The organism is Salinibius halmophilus, assembly GCF_003577475.1.
In the GTDB taxonomy this organism is placed as follows: domain Bacteria; phylum Pseudomonadota; class Gammaproteobacteria; order Pseudomonadales; family Natronospirillaceae; genus Salinibius; species Salinibius halmophilus.
In genome coordinates, this window is sequence record NZ_QPEP01000012.1 from 153,095 (window position 1) to 173,404 (window position 20,310).

Genomic DNA, 20,310 nt, shown 5'->3' on the forward strand with positions numbered 1-20,310 from the left:
TAAATATAATTTTATATTTATGGTTAATTTAAAAATATAAATTTTATGTTAGTGAGGCTGTGGCGCCGCAGTTAAGCCAGCGGCGCTACACCTGTTAAGACTTTCGGTTGCTTACTCTGGCTTTTTACGGCGGCGTAATGGCATTGAGCCATCGTTACTTACCTTAGCAATGCCTTCTTCAATTTGGCGTTTTGGTTTCTTCTCTGGGTGCTTGCCACTTGGGCGCTTGCCACCACCCACTTTTTTGTTCGACTTGCCAGCAACCACCTTTTTACCTGCGCCCTTCTTGTCGACTTTTTTCTTTTTACCTGCAGCACGGCCCGATGCTTTCATGTTTTTCGGGCCTTGGTAGCGTGCTTTTAAACCATCGATGTGTGAGCGCTCAAACTTCTGCTTTAAGTAGCGCTCGATGCTGATCATTAGGTTCCAATCTAGGTGAGTAATCAGTGTGATTGCCAAGCCTTCTTCACCGTTACGGCCGGTGCGGCCAATGCGGTGAACGTAATCATCGCCTTTGCGTGGCATATCATAGTTGATCACCATGTCGAGGCCTTCAACATCTAAGCCTCGCGCAGCAACATCTGTGGCAATCAGTACAACATTGTTAGCACTGCTGAAACGGTTGATGGTCTCTTTGCGCGCTTTGTGGTCTTTTTCGCCGTGAATGATGTAGACCTTAATACCTTCTTCTTGCGACAGCTTGCCATACAAACGCTCGGCGCCATCTCGGGTATTGGTGAAGATAATGCCGCGGCGGTATTCTTTGTTTTTGCAAAGCCAAATGGTTTGTTCTGTTTTATGCGCTTCGTGATCAGACGTCATAATTTGCTGTACTGTGGTTGCGCTAAGTTCGTCGCGATTATTGATAAACAAACGTTTAGGGTTGTCCAACACGTTTTTAACCGTGTCGCTTAGCGCTTTGCCACCGGTTGTTGCGGAGAACATCAGCGTTTGTGGTTTACCTTTGCAGGCTTTTGAAATCATGTCGAGGTCTTCAGCAAAGCCGAAGTCCATCATGCGATCAGCTTCGTCATAAACTAGCGTTTCCACTTTGTCTAACCAAACGCTGCCTTTTTCGATGTGTTCAACTAAGCGCCCTGGTGTGGCTATGATGACATCGTAACGGCGGCGTAACTCAGCTTGCTGGCGCTTCAGTGGTTCGCCACCGGTCAGCAACATGGCTTTGGCAAAGGTAAATTGTGCTAGTGCTTCAAACTGCTCTAATGTTTGGCGAGCTAGCTCACGAGTGGGAAGTAAAATCAGCGCGCGAACTTCGCCGTCTTTCTCTTCGCGGTTTAGCCATTGCTGCAATAGTGGAATGATGAACGCGGCCGTTTTACCACTACCGGTCTGTGCAATTACATACAGATCATTACCTGTTAATGCCTCTGGAATGGCAGCTTGTTGAACCTTGGTTGGTGCTTCATAACCTAGTTGGTCACAGGCTTTTTGCAGGCGTTCATGTAAGTTAAATTGCTTCACTATTGCTTTCCAAATTTTCTAAATGATGCCATTGCGGCGTTCAGCCTTATTGTAGCTGATTCAGTCGCAAAGTTATGCAAGATATTTGCAAACTTGGTATGGCAGAGGTATTATCGACATCGCTTTAGGGGAGTAGTCTACAAGTCCCTCTTGTGGGTAAGTCAACATAGTTGAGCCTCATGCTCATGGTTTACCCGTTGTTTGCTTAAGGCAGGCGATTGACGAGACCTAAGGTAATGACTTCTGAACAGGCGGGCAGGAGCGTTACCTTATGGTTTAAGAATCCCGCCACGAGTATAGACAATGGAACCCTTAATCACTTCAACGATTGCCGTCACCATCGCCGAGATGGGCGATAAAACCCAGCTATTAGCCCTGGTTTTAGCGGCAAAATTCCGCAATAAACTCGCGATTGTAAGCGGCATTCTTGTTGCAACAGTGTTAAATCATTTTGCTTCCGCTGCCATTGGTGCGTTTGCGGGTTCGGCCTTGCCAGAGGACTGGTTACGCTGGGTACTTGCGGCTAGTTTTTTTGCCGTAGCGCTATGGATGCTGATTCCAGATAAGGATGAAGACGCCTCAGGCAAATATGATCAGTATGGCGCTTTTATCGCCACGACCTTGTTATTCTTCTTTGCTGAAATTGGCGATAAAACCCAGGTTGCCACGGTGTTACTAGCAGCTGAATACAACAGTATTGTGCTGGTATCTATTGGCACGACATTGGGCATGTTGGCTGCCAACCTGCCGGTGATTTGGGCGGGTGAATGGCTAATCAAAAAGATACCCTTGCGTTTAATTAATATCGTCGCAGCACTGCTGTTTGCTGTGTTCGGTACACTGGCACTGATTTCTTAGTATCGAGCTATATTTTTTTGTCGGCGAGTGTCATTTTGTTTCATGTGATGATCTAACCGACCTCTAATAAGGGGTGGCGTCTAGTCTTATTTAGCACGCCAACCAAATTCGAGGTTCGTATGAAACAACTCACACTTGCTGCTAGCATTTTACTCGCAGCGTCACCAGTTATCGCCGGCCAGCTTAAGATTGAAAGCTGGCGCACGGACGATGCCGCTATTTGGCAAGATGTTCTGATTCCGGCGTTCAACGCCCAGTATCCTGATATAGAAGTCACCTTCGATCCGGTCGCGCCAGCAGATTATGATTCTGAGTTGCGCACGAGGCTTGAAAATGGCAGCGCCGGTGACCTAATCACTTGCCGCCCATTTGATGTGTCGTTGGGTTTATACAACGATGGTCACCTGCAAGATTTAACCGCGCTCAATGGCATTGTAAACTTCCAAGGTTTTGCTCGCAGCGCTTGGCAAACAGATGATGGTTTTACCACGTTTTGCCTGCCAATGGCGTCGGTTGTGCACGGCTTCTTTTACAACCAAGATATTTTTAATCAGTTAGGGTTAACGCCACCTACTACGCAGGCTGAGTTTGATGCTGTGTTGGCAGCGGTAAAAGATGCTGGCATTACGCCAATGGCGATGGGGACTGCTGATCAATGGGAGGCCGCTACAATGGGCTTCCAAAATATCGGTCCGAATTATTGGAAGGGTGAAGACGGCCGGTTTGCACTGCTAGATGGTGACGACAAGTTCACCGATGAAGCATACGTCAAAACGCTACAAAGATTAGCAGGGTGGGGTGATTATCTTGGTGAAGGTTTTGCTAGCCGTGGTTATGGCGATGCCCAAGCAATGTTCGCCAACGGTGAAGCGGCAATCTATCCAGCGGGTTCATGGGATATTGCTACGTTTAATGGCAAGGTGAATTTTTCAGCTTTTGCGCCCCCGGTAGAGAACGATGGTGACCGCTGTTATATCAGTGATCACACTGATATTGGTATGGGGATCAATGCTAATTCGGCGAATAGTGAAGAAGCACAAACCTTCCTGAACTGGATGTCTGGCAAAGAATTTGCCGAGTTATATTCAAACGCATTGCCAGGCTTTTTCTCATTATCTAGCCATGTCATCAAAGTCGACGACCCAGTAGCGAATACTATGATTAACTGGCGCGTGGAGTGTGGCTCAACCATTCGTAACAGCTATCAAATTTTATCGCGTGGCGAGCCAAACCTAGAGCGTGAACTTTGGGCGGTTAGTGCTGGTGTGATTAATGGTGAGATTTCACCCGAAGCTGGCGCAGCTCGCTTGCAAGAAGGGTTAGATGGCTGGTACGAACCATAAGGTTTGCGATCGGTATGTCGGAACAAGAAAGCCCTCAAAATTGAGGGCTTTTTAATGGTTCTAGATTGGCTCACTAGATTAGTTTAATGAGTCTAGGAACTGGCGGTGTGGTTTACTAAAGTTATAACCATCATGACGATCCCAGTTAATTGACCAAGTCATCAAGCCTCTAAACTCAGGGTAGGTTTGCGCTGGTTTATAATTGCCACATTTAGTGCCATTCACCAAGCAGCTAACCGCATCTTGAGCCACCTGTGTTGAGGTAAAGCCACTTGACGCTGAGCGGTTGCCTGATGGCAAGCCAAAGGCCATTTGGTCAGGGCGCAAGCCAGGGAAGTGGTTATTGGCATTCATCCCCGCATCAAAACCGGTAATCATCATATCGGTTAGTGCAACGTGGAAATCAACTGAACCAGGCGAGTAAATATTGCCATCTGTACCGGTTAGGGTGCCAGTGTTGTAGTGCTGAACATGCAATAAATCGAGCTCTTCACGTAGGCCGTGAATCAACGGTAAATAAGCGCCCCAAATACCACCAAAGTTAGCATAACCACCCTGCACGTAGGCCGTTTCTGGCGCCATGGTTAGGATAAAGTTGTCAGAACCAAAGCGTGTTTCTAGTGCTTTGGTTGCTTCAATTAAGTGAACAATGTTTGGTGTTTTGGCTTCGGCAATGGTGTCGCCGGCGGTCATATTAAGTGAGCCACCTTCAAGGTCGATGTCCATACCATTAAAGCCATAATCAGCGATAATGTCGCCCATGGTGCGAATGAAGTGGTCTCGCGCTTCAGGTGTATCCAATGACAAGTGCACATTGGCGCCACCAAGCGATAGCAATACAATTTTGCCTTCACTCTGCAGCTGTTTTACTGCGGCGCGGAACTCAGCATCCGATTCAACGTTCGCACACTCAAGTTTTGGACACAGCTCAAAATCCACTTCGCCTAAGGCGCCGCCACGTTTGTCGATAGCAAACGAGATATTAATGATGTCCCAGTCACGGCTAACATCTGCCAATGGAATGTAACCCGAGCCGTTTTCGAAGTTGTGCCAGTAGCCGACTAGCGTGCGTTTAGGCAGCTTAGCGTTCGGAATGCCTGTGCTAATTGGTGCAGTTGGCGTTACCGTAGGCGTGCTTGTTACACCTGGTGTGACACCTGGATTTGTAGGTGCATCACAAACGCTTACTACTTCCCAGCCGTTAGCAGACGGGTGGTCTGGTGCAACGTGGGCATTGCTGATATCAGTTAGGCGATATTGCTGACCATTGTGGGTCACTATGCTGCCAACAGAATAGTTACGGAAGTCCGCTTGCTTCCACTCTGGGTAGTCACAATCCGGCACTGGTGTGGCAGTCGGTGTTGCCGTTGGTGCTTGTGTTGGGGTAGCAGTCGGCGTTGCCGTTGGTGCTTGTGTTGGTGTCGCAGTAGGTGTTGCCGTTGGTGCTTGTGTTGGGGTAGCAGTAGGTGTTGCCGTTGGTGCTTGTGTTGGCGTAGCAGTAGGTGTTGCCGTTGGTGCTTGTGTTGGCGTAGCAGTAGGTGTTGCCGTTGGTGCTTGTGTTGGGATAGCAGTAGGTGTTGCCGTTGGTGCTTGTGTTGGGGTAGCAGTAGGCGTCGCTGTTGGCACTTGTGTTGGCGTAGCAGTCGGTACTTCCGTTGGCAACGAAGTTGGCGTAGTGGTTGGCGTGGTCACAATGATGTTTTGGCCATCGTAGTTTACTTGGCAGCCGGTTGTTAATGCCATGGCAGCAGCAATGGGCAGCAGGCCGAATCCTAGTTTGCGCATAGTGTTCTCCAATTATTATTCTTTCGATGCTGCTACCTTACCGCTAGATAACCGATTGGTAATGTGCAGTCGTTAACACTTGGCCACTTTTGCAACCTGTATGAAAAGTAATCTTGCGATCTAAATCACATGCGTGTTAGTACTCTTACCATTCATGGGTTTGTTTCCATCAGAGGAGTGAACGATGGCGCTTAATGTATTAGGCGAGCCGCTTGCGGTTTGTAGCTTTTCACCGTTAACAGGTTTTTTTCGCGATGGCTGCTGTAATACTGGCCAGCCGGATATTGGTCAGCACACAGTTTGTGCGCAGGTGACTGAGGCATTTTTAACCTACAGCTTTGCTAACGGAAATGATTTGGTTACCCCTCGGCCAGAGATGGGGTTTGCCGGCTTAAGGCCAGGTGACTATTGGTGTTTATGCGCGCTTCGTTGGTTGCAAGCGCATGATGCAGGGGTGGCGCCGCCAGTAAAACTAGCGGCCACTAATGCGACAGTGCTCGAGCACATAAGCTTGTCTGTGCTCGAGCAATACGCTATTGAATCTACGAATTAACAATCGGGTTGTTGCCTTCAAGCAACAGCTCTTGGGCACAGATTGGATCCAAGTCCGGTTCACTTACTTTGCTGTAGGTGCCGTCACTGTTTAGCGTATAGGCATTAACGTTGTCAGCCATGTAAAGGCGCAGTTCGTTGATGATTCGGTCGCGGTGTTTTTTCAGCAATATTGGGAACCCTGTTTCCACACGATCGAACATATTGCGCGTCATCCAATCAGCGCTAGCGCAAATCACTTCTGGACTGTTGTCATTACCAAAGCAAAATGCACGGGTGTGCTCTAATAATCTGCCCACAATAGAACGTACACGAATGTTATCTGACAAGCCTTCAATACCAGGGCGAATTTGACACACCCCGCGTACAATTAAATCGATCTGCACGCCTGCTTGGCTCGCTTCATAAAGCTTATCGACTAGCGCTTTTTCGTACAACGAGTTCATCTTGGCCAAAATAAACGCTGGTTTGCCCGCTTTGGCATTGTGAATCTCTCGGTCAATCAGGTTCATCATGCTTTTGTGCAAGGTGAACGGCGATTGGTACAAGGCTTCTAGCTTACTCACCTTGCCAAGGCTAGTAAGTTGCAGGAATACTCGATAAACATCTTCACCCATGGCGCGGTTTGCTGTTAGCAAACCATAGTCGGTGTAAATCTTGGCTGTTTTTGGGTGATAGTTGCCAGTGCCAAGGTGCACATAGTGCTTTAACTTATTCTTTTCACGGCGCGCAACCAGCAGCATTTTTGCATGTGTTTTATAGCCAACCACACCGTATACCACGTGAATCCCTACTTCCTGTAGCTTCTCAGCTAAGGCAACGTTAGCCTCTTCGTCAAAGCGAGCACGTAACTCAATAACGACCGTAACTTCTTTACCAGCCTTTGCGGCAGCGACAAGCGCATCAACAATGACTGAGTCTGGCCCGGTGCGATATAGCGTTTGTTTGATTGCCACCACATCGGAGTCTTTTGCTGCTTGTCGAATCAGTTCAACCACCACTTTAAAGCTGTCGTAAGGGTGGTGTAGCAAAATATCTTGCTTGCTGATGGCTTGGAAAATATTGCGATAGCGCTTTAGCTGCTTTGGTACATTTAATGAAAATGGTGGGTAGAGCATTGATTCGTCATTGACCAAGTCAATGACTTGAGTGAGACGATTAAGATTAACTGGGCCGTCTACACGGTAAAGATCTTGCTCGGTTACCTCAAACTTATTGCTTAAAAACTCGACCATTTCGTCAGGGCAGTTTTGGGCTAACTCAAGCCTCACTTCATCGCCATATTGGCGATACACCAGTTCGCCTTCAATGGCTCGTCGCAAATCGCCAGTCTCTTCTTCATCAACAAACAAGTCTGAATTGCGAGTCACGCGGAATTGATAGCAAGAATCTACTTTCATGCCAAAGAATAACTCATCCATAAACTGGTGGATGATCGATGACATAAACACAAATTGATGCCCGTCGCGATTGCTAATCTCGCTTGGAATGGCCACTACATCTGGCAGGGCTCTTGGGCATTGAACAATGGCTAAGCCACTATTGCGCCCAAAGGCATCTTTTCCCGATAACTGCACAATAAAGTTGAGAGACTTGTTAAGGATGCGTGGAAAAGGATGCGCAGGATCCAAACCAATAGGGCTTAATAATGGCAATACTTCAGAGTTGAAGTACTCTTTAAGCCATGCAAACTGCTCTTTCGACCAGTCCCCGCGTTTAATAATATGCACGCCACGCTCAAGCAGCTCAGGGAGTAGTACTTCGTTTAAGCATTGATACTGGCGATCAACAATTTCATGCGCCCGTACGGCAATCCGCTCAAGTGCTGTGTGAGGCGTTAAGCCATCAGGGCCAGCCGTGTTAACGCCTGCTTCATAGCGCTCTTTTAACCCGCCTACCCGAACCTCAAAAAATTCATCAAGGTTAGTGGACGAAATACACAAGAAGCGTAAGCGCTCAAGCAATGGTACCGACTCATCAAATGCTTGGCTTAACACACGATCGTGAAACTCTAGAAGCGATAGCTCGCGGTTGAAATACAATTCAGGATTCTCTACTTCTGACATGCGTCTGCTCCTTGCCGAATATGAACCCCATTAAATGTTAAGTATGTAACAGTAATGTTACATAAGTGTCATATACGCTGATTTTTCAGTGTAGGAGCAGAGTGTTTATAAATCTAATTCGCCGTCACCAAGCACTTCGTCGAGGCGCTCGTGTAACTGTTGAACAACGCGCTGGCCAAGTTCGCCACTTGGCTGATTAGAAACAGTCTGTAACTCGTGGGCAAGATTTAGTGCCACCAATACTGCTAAGCGTTCACTGCCGGGCATATTAGTAGAGTTGCGCAGGGCTTTCATCCGGCGCTCCACTTCTTCTGCCGCTCGGCGCAGCGACGACTCCTGACCAGGTGGGCAGCTGACTCGATATTCACGCCCAAGTAGACGAATGGTGATCGATTGCTGTGACATTATGAATGATCCTTACCGTAGCGCTCTAACTTTTGGCTTAAACGATTGTGTTGTTCGAGCAAACGCGTTCGCTCAGCTTCCCAAGTCGCCCGTTCCGCTCGCAGCCGTTTGTTCTCAAGCTCAATCTGGTGATACTGCTGAATCAACGATTCTAGACGCGACGGCAGACTGCTTAGGTCTCGATCAGACATTAGTGGTTACCCAATTATCAATGAGGACGAGGGCTTGCTTATAAGCGCCACGCTCAGCAAGTTTATTATTCTTCCCTTTACGCTAATGTAAGGCGTCTATCTTCAGTGGTCAATGTCGCCTCGTGGCCTTTTTTGCTATTCTCGCCTTTTATTAATCTGACAGGGTAACAGCATGGCGCAAGCATTCTCCGCAGCAAGCTTTGACGACGTTTCACACCTCTTTGTTGAACTGCAAACAAATGAGCACCCAAGCGCAGTGCAGGGGTATCTGTCCGGATTAGTTGCCGGTGGCGCAGTGCTCGAAGGTCCACTTGCCTATCGCATTTTGGCCCAGATTCTTGGTAAAGAAGAACTAGCAAATGTTCGCCCTCATGATGTTGAGCATTTTTTGAGCGCGATTACAAAAGGGTTAGTTGAAGCAGATTTGTCTTACGAACCGCTGTTGCCAAGTGATGACGAGACTATGGTCAAGCGCATGCGTGCACTGAGCCTATGGTCGAGCCATTTTATTAGTGGTTTTGGCATCAGTGTGACCGAGCAGTCATTAACCAGTGAAACACGTGAGTTCTTACAAGATTTAGAACGTATCGCCAGCATTGATGTTGCTGAGCTAGAGGAAACTGGTGAAGACGAAGAGGACCTGTTGATTGTTGCTGAGCATTTAAAAATGATCGCACTGCAGCTATCAATGGAGACTCGTCAATCATCAAACGAATCAGCTAAAGCTAGCCCTACACATAAACACTAGGAGAGCAGAATGTTAACAGCCCGTTGGCACGCCGAGCGCCGCGCCGAGTTACTAGAGCAATTACCAGATAACACGATTGCAGTATTACCGGCTAATCCAGAGTTGATTCGCAATAATGATGCTGAGTACCCATTTCGCCAGCACAGTAATTTTTTGTATTTAACGGGCTTTAACGAACCAGATGCCTTGATGGTATTGCGCAAGCAAGGCAACAGCAGCGAGAGCATTCTGTTTGTTCGCCCAAAAGACCCAGCAGCAGAAATTTGGACAGGTTTTCGTGCTGGTACTGAAGGTGCCACACAAGCTTATGGCTTCGACCGAGCTTTCACTATTGATCAAATAGATGCTGAGCTGCCTAAGTTAATGGATGGCGCCGAGTTCGTTGCTTACCCGCTAAATGAAAATAAAGCATTCGCCAATCGTGTGTTCGATTGGATGGAAACCCTAGCAAAAGGCATTCGCCGTGGCAGCGCGGCGCCAGAAGCAACGCTGGATTTGGCTGATTACATCCATGAGATGCGCTTGGTTAAAACACCTGAAGAGCTGGCGATTATGCGCGAGGCGGGGCGTATTTCTGCCGAAGGCCATATTGCTGCCATGATGGCCGCTAAACCTGGCTGTTATGAATATCAGCTAGAAGCGGAAATTTTACATACGTTTGTACGCCAAGGCGCGCGCTTCCCAGCCTACAATAGTATTGTTGGTGGTGGTGCTAATGCTTGCATTCTGCACTACATCGAAAACAATAAAGCGATCAACGATGGTGACTTAGTGCTGATTGATGCTGGCGCTGAAGTGCATGGCTATGCTGGCGATATCACCCGTACGTTCCCGGTTAATGGTCGCTTTACGGGCGAGCAGCGCGCTGTGTACGACATTGTGCTCGAAGCCATGAAGGCGTCGATTGACGAGCTAAAAATTGGTAACCACTGCAAAACTTTCCATGAAAAGTCCACTCGTATCCTTACTCAAGGCATGGTGGATCTTGGTCTACTGCAAGGTGATGTGGATGGTTTGATCGAGTCGGGCGCCCATACGCGTTACTTTATGCACGGCACGGGTCACCACATTGGTCTAGACGTTCATGACGTTGGCCGCTACAAGCTTGATGGCGAATGGCGTATGTGGCAGCCTGGCATGGTTACCACAGTAGAGCCAGGTATCTATATCCAGGCCAATGACGAGCGCGCCCCAGAAGGGTTCCGTGGCATTGGTATTCGCATTGAAGATGATTTGGTATTGACCGAAGCCGAGCCTGAAAACCTTACTGCACAGGTGCCAAAAGAAGCCGACGATATTGAAGCGCTGATGCGCGGCTAGTAGAAGAACTAACAAAAAAACTAGGCGAGTCATAACGACTCGCCTTTTTTATGCCAGCGTCAGGTCGATCCCGGCGCTAGCTAATATCTCTGCTTCGCTTATTAAATCGGCCGCAAGCAGAGGATACTGTTCAAGCTCGCCTGGGTTAAAGCTCAGCGTGAACGCCTTTGCTTCGCCAGTAATTCCTGGCAAATGCAGCTCATCGGATTTGCGCGCTCGGTTAAGGGTGAGCGCTAGGCGAAATAATAGCGTCAGCTGCCAAAGCCCTTCTGGTGCTTGTTGTGTGATTGGAAGTGACTTAAGCGAGAATTTCTTGCGCGCCGCATTGACCATAGCAGCTAGTACTTGCTGCTCCTGTTGGCTAAAGCCTGCGATGTCAGAGTTGGCGATGATGTAGGCGCTATGCTTATGAAACCCTGAATGATTAATATCCAAGCCAATCTCAAATAACTGTGCTGCCCAGTGTAGCCATTTTTTAGCACTTGGGTCGTCTATCTGCCAATCTTCTTTTACCTGCTGCCATAAAGCAATGGCACTGTCACCGACACGCTGGGCATGGTCTTGGTCGACATGAAAGCGCTTGCTTAAGCTCATGACGGCGCTATCGCGCACATCAAAATTGTCAAAGCGGCCCAAAAACTCATAAAGCAGCCCTTCACGTAAAGCCATAGGAGACGGCTGCATTTGCTCAATATTCAACGCATCAAAGACCGATTTGAGCACCAAGGCGCCACCGTAAAAAACAGGCTCTCGGTCGCTATTTAGGCCCTTTAAACCAAGATTGTGGATATCACCTGAATCGATCCCAGCTTGCACAATTTGATCGAGCCCCGCTTTGCTGATGACCCCTTCTTCCGAAAAGCCCATTGCAGCACATACTTTGGCGACGGCTTTAATGGTGCCAGAAGCCCCTAGGGCAGACTCCCAATCATGACGTTGCAAAGGCTTTAGTACAGGTTCAATCTGTTGAGCGCAGTAAGTTAGTGCTCGCTTAACGCGCTTTTTGTCAATTTTGCCATCATCAAAGTAGCGCCTTGTTAGCATCACGCATCCCATTGATAACGACTCTTTGTAGCGAACCGAACGCTCGTTGCCAACAATTAGTTCAGTTGAGCCTCCGCCAATATCACAAACAAGTCGTTTGCCCTCTACACTTGCCAACCCATGTACCACCCCTAAATAAATCAAGCGCGCTTCTTCGCCACCAGAAATGATTTCAATAGGGTGTCCAAGTGCTTGTTCGGCGCTAGCTAGGAATTGCTCGCTATCTACTACTTCACGCAAGGTTTTAGTGCCAACGGCCTTGACTGAGCCACGGCGAAAGTCGGTGAGTCGCTCACCAAAACGGGCCAAGCATTCTAAAGCACGCTGCTGGGCGTCATCACTCAGTGAACCATCATCTTGCAAACCGAAGCCTAGGCGAACAGGCTCTTTTAGCCGATCGATGACTTTCCAGGTATCGTGCTCGCGTTCAGCAATAATCATATGGAAGCTGTTGGAGCCCAAATCCAAGGCGGCAACTTTATTTGGCTGGCTATGAAACAGATCGCTTAATAAAAACATCTAATAACTCATCTTGAAAATGGGAAGCAGCAAAGCAAGGCCCAGAAGAAACAGATTTTGCACTGCTTTGGCTAGGCTAGCAAAACCCGTAAACTAATCAGCAATAAGTAAGCATTGCACAGTTTAGGATAAATTTGGTTATGAAAGTTTTATTGCAGCGAGTTAGCAGCGCTAGTGTCACGGTGGATGAGCGTATAGTGGGTAGTATTAACCAAGGATTGTTATTGCTGGTTGGGGTGGAAAAAGGTGATGACGAGGCCAAGGTTAATAAGGCAGTAGAGAAAGTGTTGAACTATCGGGTGTTCGCCGACGCTGATGACAAAATGAACTGCTCGCTGCTAGATGTGCAAGGCGAGCTACTCGTGGTGTCGCAGTTTACCTTGGCCGGTGATACGCGCAAAGGTCGCCGGCCTAGCTTCAGCACGGCCGCTCCCCCAGCAGAAGGGGAGCGTTTATTTAACTTATTTGTTGAAACTTGTTGCCGCCACCCTTGTAAAGTTGAAACCGGCGAGTTTGGGGCCAATATGGCTGTTGCATTAGTTAACGATGGGCCGGTCACGTTTTTGATTGAGACCTGATGGCTAGCACCTGTTTGCTAGTTTGGGTCGCCGAAATACTCCTTGTACAAAGCATCAAAAAAACCATCATTTGTCATGGCTTGTAGTGCCGCTTCAATTTTGTCTTTTTCTGCTACTAGTTGACGCTGTTCGGTGAAACCATAATAAAGGTCGATGCGCTCTGCTGGCTGCCAAGGTGCCTTGGCTAGCCCCAAGTCCGGACGCTGCATGAGCTCGTAATCGACTTGGCAATCGGTGCCAATGAGTAGCTCAATATTACCGCGCGAGACCATCTGTAGTAGCTGCTCTTCGCGGGCCGTGCTTACTTTAAAAAGCTGCTCATCGTTGTCAAATCGTGGGAAGTAAGCACTGTCGCGAACATAACCGATGCGGTGCTGGTAAAGGTCTTCATAGGTATTTATGGTGTCTGTGATGCTTGCATCACCATAAAACCCTGGGCGGCAGCTTTTGTACACATAGTAAAGGTAGTCGGTATACTCGTCACGCTCGCGTGTATAAGCTAAGCCAACCATCAGATCGGATTCGCCATATTCAATCGACCTTAATGCACGTGCCCATGGCATACGCTCAACGCTGAATTCAATACCGGTTCGCTGTGCAACTTCTGCTAACACATCAATATCGTAGCCAACAATTTCTCCATCCACTTCCATGCGAAACGGTGGCCATACATCCGTTGCTACTGTCAGCGTTTGTGCCGCAACGCCCAGTGGCAGCAGTGCCAGTAAGGCTAATGACTTCATAAAAAACACCGTTTGCTAATGCTCACTGAAAGTTTAGTTGATGAATCTAAAAATATCTTCTGTGGCATGCAGCAATGCGTCGCGCATGTTGTCATCACTGCTAGAATGCCCGGCTGCGGGTACCCAGCGAAGTTCTGCCGCTGGCCAGGCGTTGGCTAACAACTGTGCTTGTGCTGGTGGCGTGACCAGGTCGTATCGGCCTTGCACTATGATACAAGGCACATCTTGCAGAACACTAAGGTGCTCTAGCAGAGGCGAATCAAGAAAACAGCCATTGACCATGTAGTGCGCCGATATCTTTGCCATCGGTAAATTTTCGCTGTGCTCTTTTAGTGTTTCAGACAGCTTAGGGTTAGGTAGGAGTGTTGCAGCAGCGGTTTCGTAGCGCATCCATTCTTTCGCAGCACGCGCTTCAAGAAGTTCGTCGTTGCCGGTCATAGCATTCAGATAATGCTGTAACAAGGGTTGTCCAGCTTTGCCATCGGCAAACTCACTAAAACGTTGCCAGCCATCTGGATTCATCGCCGCCATGCCACCCGAGTACAGCCAAGCTAGATCTTCTGGGCGCGCTAAAAATACACCGCGCAACACCATGCCCAGTACATGTTCGGGGTGAGCAATCGCGTAGGCCAACGACAGCGTTACCCCCCAAGAACCACCAAATAGCAGCCACTGATCAATGTTTAAATGATCACGCAACTGTTCCATGTCAGAAATTAAATGTGGCGTTGTATTGCATTGAATTTCTGCGTGCGGGCGTGATTGACCGCAGCCACGCTGGTCAAACAATACTATGCGATACAATTTTGGATCAAAAAATCGTCGCATAAGTGGGCTAGTACCACCACCAGGGCCGCCATGCACGACCAATACCGGTATGCCCTGCGGATTGCCAGATTCTTCATAATACACTTCATGCCCATCGCCTACCGCTAGGTAGCCACTTTGGTTGGGTTGGATATCTGGAAACAATGCCCGCATAGCAGTCCTTGTTGAGTTAATTTGAATGGGTTAGTCAAATTGTTTCGCGGTGAACGCGCGACGTTATTGCTACATTAAAGCAAATTCTCCAAAAAAGGCAGATTTGCATGGGACTTTTAGTGGACGGTCAGTGGCAAGATAAATGGTACGACACGAAAAAGTCGGATGGCCGCTTTGTGCGCGAAGACGCTCAGTTTCGACATTGGTTGCAAGCTGATCCTGATAGTGAGTTCCCTGCTCAGTCTGGGCGGTATCATTTATATGTCAGCCTAGCTTGCCCCTGGGCGCACAGAACCCTAATAATGCGCGAACTGAAGGGGTTAGCGGACTATATCGATGTTTCGGTTGTGCACCCGGATATGCTCGAGAATGGTTGGGAGTTTCATGGCCCAGATATTGGTTCGCCAGCATTGGTTGGGGACCAGCTTCATGGCAGCCAGTTTATGCATGAGGTGTATACCAGAGCAAAACCTGATTACAGCGGTCGCGTCACCGTACCTGTGGTGTGGGATAAACAAAAAAACACCATAGTATCAAATGAGTCGGCCGAGATTATCCGCATGTTTAACTGTGCCTTCAACGACCTAACCGGCAATACGGATGACTATTACCCGCAAGTGTTGCGTGGCGACATTGATGAGATCAACGAGTTTGTTTACCACAACATCAATAATGGCGTGTACAAAACCGGATTTGCCACAACAACCGAGGCGTATCATGAAGCATTTGATTCGCTCTTTGCAGCACTCGACAAAATTGAGCAGCGCTTGCAGGGCAAACAGTGGTTGGTTGGTGAGCAAATGACCGAAGCGGATATTCGCTTATTTACCACCTTGGTTCGTTTTGATGCGGTCTATGTAGGGCATTTTAAATGCAATAAAAAGCGCATTGCAGATTATCCAAACCTGCAAGCCCTCGTGGAGCGCATGTATGCCAATCCGGCGATCGCTCGCACCACCGACTTAGCCCACATAAAGCGCCACTATTACTTTAGTCACCGCATGATCAACGCTACGGGAATCGTACCAAAAGGGCCAGAGCTACCTTGGTATTATGGCCCTTGGATTTAAAGCTAATGCCACGTCCTACTCTGCCTATATAAACCCTAATGTTCTTAGGGTGAGCAAACCTAGGGTGGTTGAGAAGGCCGTAAAGATGGTGGTCATGGCAATGATGTCGGCTGCTAGGTCGGCATCGCCCTGCATCTGATGCGCCATGACAAAACTAGCGGCAGCCGTTGGCGCTGCAATCATTAGGTACATAATGCCTAGGCTCTCGCCGCGAAAACCCAGCAAAATTCCGGTAATCACTGCAAAAGCGGGTACCAGCACAAGTTTGCTCACTGTCGCCCAGATGAGAAGCTTGCGATTGCCTTTGAGCCGGCCTAGGTTTAGCGAGCCACCAATGCAAAGCAGTGCTAACGGTAGCGTCATATCGGCTAGGTAGCGGCCACTGGTCATCATCCATTGTGGCAGTCTTAGTTCCAATAATGCCAGTAGCAAACCAATGGCAATGGCAATTATTAATGGATTAGTTGCCATCGACTTCAGCATTTGCAGCAACAAGTTTTGATTCGGCTGGCGCTGGGCGGCGCTTAGAACGATTACGGCAAGTATATTGTAAACAATGGTCATCAGCGCTAGGTAAACCCCAGCCGGGGCCAGAATGCCATCACCAAAAGCATTCACTACCGAAGCCAAGCCAACAATGCCCATATTTGAGCGAAACGCACCTTGCACAAATACGCCGCGCTGAGCGCCTTTTAGCGACCGGCTAAAGCCCCACAACAAAGCAACCGCCGCGCCAATAATCAAGGTGGCGCTAATAATTAGGCTGGGTTGCACCAACGCCATTACGTCGGACGTAGCAACATTTAGGAACAATAAACAAGGCAGGGTAACGTTAAAAACCAGTTTCGAGCCCGACTGAATAAAATCCTCGCTAAGCATGGCACGCTGGCGAAACCAGTAGCCGAGCAACAACATAAACAAAATAGGGCTAGTAACAGACAGCGAGAAGGCTAATGCTTGCAGCATTTATGGGCTCCGGTGCAAGTATAAGATCACTAGGTTTATATGCTACCAGTTAATTACCAATGGAACGCTGACTTATTGCAGCAATTTTCGCTTACAGACTACAAGTATGCTGTAACCTGCCGTCAATGCGTTAGTGTAAAGTAGCTTTGAAACAGAAAGGAGTTGAGCTATGCCACAAGAATCGTTTTTAGATTTAGCGGAAAAGAGCCTCTCGAATGGAGCAAAAAGAGGGGTTTTACATCTTTATCATGATGGCGATGAGTTTAATGGCCGCCATGTGGACGTAGATGGCGCTATGTTGCTCAACTTTGGTTCCTGTTCTTATTTAGGGTTAGAGAAGCACCCCACACTAGTAGATGCTTGCTGTCGAGCGGCTAAAGCCTATGGCACGCAATTGTCGTCATCGCGTGCTTACATGTCTTCTGGCCAGTACCGGCGCCTAGAAACTTTATTATCTGATTTGTTTGCTAAGCCTGTGTTAGTCACACCTACAACGTCACTTGGCCACCTTGCGGCATTCCAATCATTAATTGAGCCTCATGATCTGATTGTATTAGACCAACAGGCGCATGCGTCCTTGCATGCAGCGGCGCAATATATGAAGGGCGCTGGTGTGCAAACCCAGCTGATTCGACACAATAACTTGCAACAGCTCGAGCGTTTGTTAGTAAAGCATCGCCAACAAACCGTTTGGTACTGCTTAGACGGTGTTTATTCGATGTATGGTGATTGGGCACCAATTGAAGCACTTTATAAACTCGCCGATCAGTACCCACACTTGATGTTGTACGCCGATGATGCGCATGGTTTTAGTTGGTATGGTGAGCGTGGGTTGGGCACAGTTCGTGGGCGAGTTGAACGCCATAAGCAGATGGTTCTGGCGGTATCGTTGAACAAAGCGTTTGGCTGTGCTGGCGGAGCGCTTGTGTTTGCCAATCAAGCGCAATACCAGCGAGTACGCACTGTTGGCAATGCTTTGGTGTTTTCCGGGCCAATTCAACCGCCCATGTTAGGAGCGGCGATTGCTAGTGCAGAGCTGCACTTTACAACAGAGTTTGCCGCGTTGCAGTCAGAGCTTGCTGATAAGATCGCGCTGACCGAAAAGCTCATTGAGCATCACCAGCTACCTGATCTGTCGCATGCCAATACGCCAATTTTCTTTATCGCCATCAGTTCCCTAGAAGCTGGTTATGCTATTGTCAAAAACATGATGGCATCGGGTTTTTATCTCAACTTAGGGTTGTTTCCAGCGGTGTCTATTCACCACACCGGCATCAGAATTACCATTAACAACCACCTAGCGCCAGATGACATCAAAGATATGATGGCCTGCTTAGCGGAATGTTATCAACGAGCCAGCAATGAATTTAAGATCACCGAGTCGGTATTAAGCCAAGCGTTTAAGCAATCTCTGCAATCGCCGTTGTTAGCCCAGCAGAGCGACAGCGAGCTGCGCCTACAGGTGTTGGCTCAGATGCCCTATGATTGGGATGACTACTGCAGTGATGAAATGACCAAGAGCGGCAAGCTTGGCGCTATTCATGCTGCAATGAAAGGCCCAGAGCCAGAAAACCTCTGGCAGCTGAGATATATTCGTATCTACTTTGGTCAACAGTTGCTGCTACAAGCTGTGGTAACAAAGTCGCTTAACAAAACAGATATGTTTATGCCTAAGCACATATCTGAAAAAGCTGAGCGTCTACGCCAGTCGGCGCCTTATGCATTTAGCCAGAACGTGCTAATGCTTGGAACGCCAATTAGTGAAGGCGAAGCAATCTGGGTCAACGACCATCATCGCTTATTCGAATCGGTTTTAGAGCTGTTTTGTCAGACCATGGTTTCGCTTAAAGAAACACTTGGATGCGAGGCAATTGTTCTACGTGATTTTTCAAAACAAGACACATTATTTAGCAAGCTATCGCAGTTAGGCTATTTGCCAGTACAGGTGCATGATAGACATGTATTCGAGCAACCAGAAAGCTATATGACGGAGCAATACTTTGCTCGACTTGGGAAGAAAAATCGGCAGCACTGGCAAAAAAGTATCGGAAGTAATTTACCAGCATTTCAGCAGCACGAGCTGACCGAGCTATCATCACTGCAACTTACCCAGTTTTATCAACAGTACTTAGAGGTGCAAGGTCGCGCTCGCGAGATCACCTGTTTTGCTTTGCCTTTAGCCCTGTTTGCGCAGATGAATCAACTGCCCAATGCCGAGTGGCTGGTTGGTTATCATCAAGACCAACTAGCCTATGCAGTATTGGTGTTGCGCATTAAAAAAGGTATTCAACCAATTGTGATTGGTATGGACTATCAGCTTCAGCCATTTGGCGTTTATCGTGTTGCCATGCACCATATATACAGCCACGCCAAGGCATTAAACGCACAGCAAATTGATATGGGCTTTGGTGCAAGTTTTGAGAAGCGCCGCTTAGGGGCAACTCCGGTAGCGACTTATCATTTGGTTCAGGTGGATGATCAGTTTGAAACACAGGCTCTTGAAGCTCTTTAAACTTGTTACAACCACCCTTGATCACGGGCAATGCGCGCGGCATCGACGCGGTTCTGTGCACCGAGTTTTTGTATGCTTTCAGATAGGTAATTGCGCACCGTGCCCTCACTTAAGTGAATTTTTTCACTAATTTGTTGATTGCTTAACCCCTCGCCGGCGAGGCGAAGCACTTGTCGTTCACGGTTGGTAAGCGGGTCTTCAACCTGCCAAGCTTGCAAGGCCATGCCGGGATCAATAACTAGCTCGCCGGCAATTATTTTAATAATTGCATCAGCGAGGTCATCGCTCTTGGCATCTTTTAGTAAGTAGCCTTTTACGCCAGCATCTAGGGCGCGGCGTAAGTACCCCTTGCGCGCAAAGGTCGTTAGTATCGCAACCGGTACATTAGGGTGATGTTTGTGCAGGTGTGCGGCAAGTTCAATGCCAGTCATCTCTGGCATTTCAATATCGGTGAGCACAATATCGACTGGTTGCGATTCAACAAAGGCTAATGCTTCGATGCCATTGTGGCAGGTTGCAACAACATTACATTTTGGGTGCATGTTGAGCAGTGCGGCAAGCGCACCGGCAATTAGTGACTGGTCTTCGGCAATTAAGATATCAATCATTGAGGTTTACCTCTATGTGCAAGCAGCAACCTTGCTGGCGATTCTGGTAGATGGCCGTTGCAAAAATGTGCTTGGCGCGCAGCTCAATATTGTTCATTCCATTGCCCGGTCGCGCATTAGCAATGCCTACTCCATTGTCGCAAACACTAATATGATAAGCATTGCCTTGATACTCACCTTTCAGGTCAACCTGTGTAGCCTGCGAGTGGCGAATCACATTAGTGACCGCTTCACGCAGTATCAGACAAAGCGTGTTTTCAACTTCACCGCTGAGTGTGACTGGCTCGGCGCTTGCCTGTACGGCAATGCCTGCCGATTGCAGAGTTGCTTTGGCCATGTTGTACTCATGCTGCAAGCCACTGGCCTGATACCCAACTACCGCTTGGCGAACATCTTGTAAAAGCGTACGGGCAGCATGTCGGAATCTGTCAACATAGTTTTCACGCTTAAATTTTAATCAGTTGCTACTTTTCGATCAGGGTTCAAGTGAACTTCGTTGTCTGGTACGAAGACTGCCGCATTACCCGACCACCTTTCAG

19 protein-coding genes are annotated in these 20,310 nt (G+C 48.2%); 8 read left to right on the forward strand and 11 right to left on the reverse strand.

Annotated features, from left to right (window positions below; translation table 11 throughout):
- Positions 1-111: 111 nt before the first annotated feature.
- Positions 112-1,482: a DEAD/DEAH box helicase gene (locus tag DUW71_RS14350; protein ID WP_233546155.1), complete on the reverse strand. Its 1,371-nt coding sequence runs from the start codon at positions 1,480-1,482 to the stop codon at positions 112-114.
- Positions 1,483-1,785: 303 nt separating this feature from the next.
- On the opposite strand from DUW71_RS14350, the gene DUW71_RS14355 reads away from it, so the two are divergent.
- Together DUW71_RS14355 and DUW71_RS14360 are read left to right on the forward strand one after the other, a co-directional pair.
- Positions 1,786-2,340 carry a TMEM165/GDT1 family protein gene (locus tag DUW71_RS14355; protein WP_119395958.1) on the forward strand — a complete coding sequence of 185 codons (555 nt, stop codon included), beginning with the start codon at positions 1,786-1,788 and terminating at the stop codon, positions 2,338-2,340.
- Positions 2,341-2,459: 119 nt separating this feature from the next.
- The gene (locus DUW71_RS14360) at positions 2,460-3,683 is read left to right on the forward strand and encodes an ABC transporter substrate-binding protein (protein WP_119395959.1); all 1,224 of its coding nucleotides are present in this window, start codon (positions 2,460-2,462) and stop codon (positions 3,681-3,683) included.
- Positions 3,684-3,761: 78 nt separating this feature from the next.
- Here DUW71_RS14360 and DUW71_RS17740 read toward each other — a convergent pair whose 3' ends face one another.
- On the reverse strand, positions 3,762-5,468 hold the full coding sequence (locus tag DUW71_RS17740; protein WP_199671232.1) for a chitinase: 1,707 nt from the start codon (positions 5,466-5,468) through the stop codon (positions 3,762-3,764).
- Positions 5,469-5,652: 184 nt separating this feature from the next.
- On the opposite strand from DUW71_RS17740, the gene DUW71_RS14370 reads away from it, so the two are divergent.
- Positions 5,653-6,021: a DUF2237 family protein gene (locus DUW71_RS14370; RefSeq protein ID WP_119395960.1), complete on the forward strand. Its 369-nt coding sequence runs from the start codon at positions 5,653-5,655 to the stop codon at positions 6,019-6,021.
- On the opposite strand, the gene ppk1 is transcribed toward DUW71_RS14370, so the two are convergent.
- The 3 genes from ppk1 to DUW71_RS14385 form a co-directional block, all read right to left on the reverse strand.
- Positions 6,011-8,086 (reverse strand): polyphosphate kinase 1, encoded by a 2,076-nt coding sequence (gene ppk1 / locus DUW71_RS14375; protein WP_119395961.1) that lies wholly within the window; start codon positions 8,084-8,086, stop codon positions 6,011-6,013. The two genes, DUW71_RS14370 and ppk1, sit on opposite strands and share 11 nt — an antisense overlap.
- A gap of 105 nt (positions 8,087-8,191) precedes the next feature.
- Positions 8,192-8,491: a cell division protein ZapA gene (locus tag DUW71_RS14380; protein WP_119395962.1), complete on the reverse strand. Its 300-nt coding sequence runs from the start codon at positions 8,489-8,491 to the stop codon at positions 8,192-8,194.
- Complete coding sequence (locus tag DUW71_RS14385; protein WP_119395963.1) at positions 8,491-8,682, reverse strand: hypothetical protein; 192 nt, start codon at positions 8,680-8,682, stop codon at positions 8,491-8,493. Before DUW71_RS14385 ends, DUW71_RS14380 begins: the two co-directional genes overlap by 1 nt.
- A 172-nt stretch (positions 8,683-8,854) precedes the next feature.
- On the opposite strand from DUW71_RS14385, the gene DUW71_RS14390 reads away from it, so the two are divergent.
- Complete coding sequence (locus tag DUW71_RS14390; RefSeq protein ID WP_119395964.1) at positions 8,855-9,430, forward strand: UPF0149 family protein; 576 nt, start codon at positions 8,855-8,857, stop codon at positions 9,428-9,430.
- A gap of 9 nt (positions 9,431-9,439) precedes the next feature.
- On the forward strand, positions 9,440-10,750 hold the full coding sequence (gene pepP / locus DUW71_RS14395; protein ID WP_119395965.1) for a Xaa-Pro aminopeptidase: 1,311 nt from the start codon (positions 9,440-9,442) through the stop codon (positions 10,748-10,750).
- Between the two features lie 48 nt (positions 10,751-10,798).
- Here pepP and ppx read toward each other — a convergent pair whose 3' ends face one another.
- Complete coding sequence (gene ppx, locus DUW71_RS14400; protein ID WP_119395966.1) at positions 10,799-12,313, reverse strand: exopolyphosphatase; 1,515 nt, start codon at positions 12,311-12,313, stop codon at positions 10,799-10,801.
- 140 nt (positions 12,314-12,453) lie between these two features.
- On the opposite strand from ppx, the gene dtd reads away from it, so the two are divergent.
- On the forward strand, positions 12,454-12,891 hold the full coding sequence (gene dtd / locus DUW71_RS14405) for a D-aminoacyl-tRNA deacylase (protein WP_119395967.1): 438 nt from the start codon (positions 12,454-12,456) through the stop codon (positions 12,889-12,891).
- A gap of 17 nt (positions 12,892-12,908) precedes the next feature.
- Here dtd and DUW71_RS14410 read toward each other — a convergent pair whose 3' ends face one another.
- Together DUW71_RS14410 and pip are read right to left on the reverse strand one after the other, a co-directional pair.
- Positions 12,909-13,634 (reverse strand): substrate-binding periplasmic protein, encoded by a 726-nt coding sequence (locus tag DUW71_RS14410; RefSeq protein ID WP_119395968.1) that lies wholly within the window; start codon positions 13,632-13,634, stop codon positions 12,909-12,911.
- Positions 13,635-13,667: 33 nt separating this feature from the next.
- A complete protein-coding gene (pip, locus tag DUW71_RS14415; RefSeq protein WP_119395969.1) occupies positions 13,668-14,615 on the reverse strand; it encodes a prolyl aminopeptidase in 948 nt (315 codons plus the stop codon).
- A 107-nt stretch (positions 14,616-14,722) separates the two neighbouring features.
- Between pip and DUW71_RS14420 the strand changes: the two genes are divergently transcribed.
- Complete coding sequence (locus DUW71_RS14420; RefSeq protein ID WP_119395970.1) at positions 14,723-15,685, forward strand: glutathione S-transferase family protein; 963 nt, start codon at positions 14,723-14,725, stop codon at positions 15,683-15,685.
- A gap of 24 nt (positions 15,686-15,709) precedes the next feature.
- On the opposite strand, the gene DUW71_RS14425 is transcribed toward DUW71_RS14420, so the two are convergent.
- Positions 15,710-16,651 (reverse strand): AEC family transporter, encoded by a 942-nt coding sequence (locus DUW71_RS14425; protein WP_119395971.1) that lies wholly within the window; start codon positions 16,649-16,651, stop codon positions 15,710-15,712.
- Positions 16,652-16,820: 169 nt separating this feature from the next.
- Between DUW71_RS14425 and DUW71_RS14430 the strand changes: the two genes are divergently transcribed.
- Positions 16,821-19,163, forward strand: coding sequence for an aminotransferase class I/II-fold pyridoxal phosphate-dependent enzyme (locus DUW71_RS14430; RefSeq protein WP_119395972.1), 2,343 nt, complete (start codon positions 16,821-16,823; stop codon positions 19,161-19,163).
- A gap of 5 nt (positions 19,164-19,168) precedes the next feature.
- Here DUW71_RS14430 and DUW71_RS14435 read toward each other — a convergent pair whose 3' ends face one another.
- Positions 19,169-19,771 (reverse strand): response regulator transcription factor, encoded by a 603-nt coding sequence (locus DUW71_RS14435; RefSeq protein WP_119395973.1) that lies wholly within the window; start codon positions 19,769-19,771, stop codon positions 19,169-19,171.
- Positions 19,764-20,108: a sensor histidine kinase gene (locus DUW71_RS14440; RefSeq protein WP_119395974.1), complete on the reverse strand. Its 345-nt coding sequence runs from the start codon at positions 20,106-20,108 to the stop codon at positions 19,764-19,766. Before DUW71_RS14440 ends, DUW71_RS14435 begins: the two co-directional genes overlap by 8 nt.
- Between the last annotated feature and the right edge of the window lie 202 nt (positions 20,109-20,310).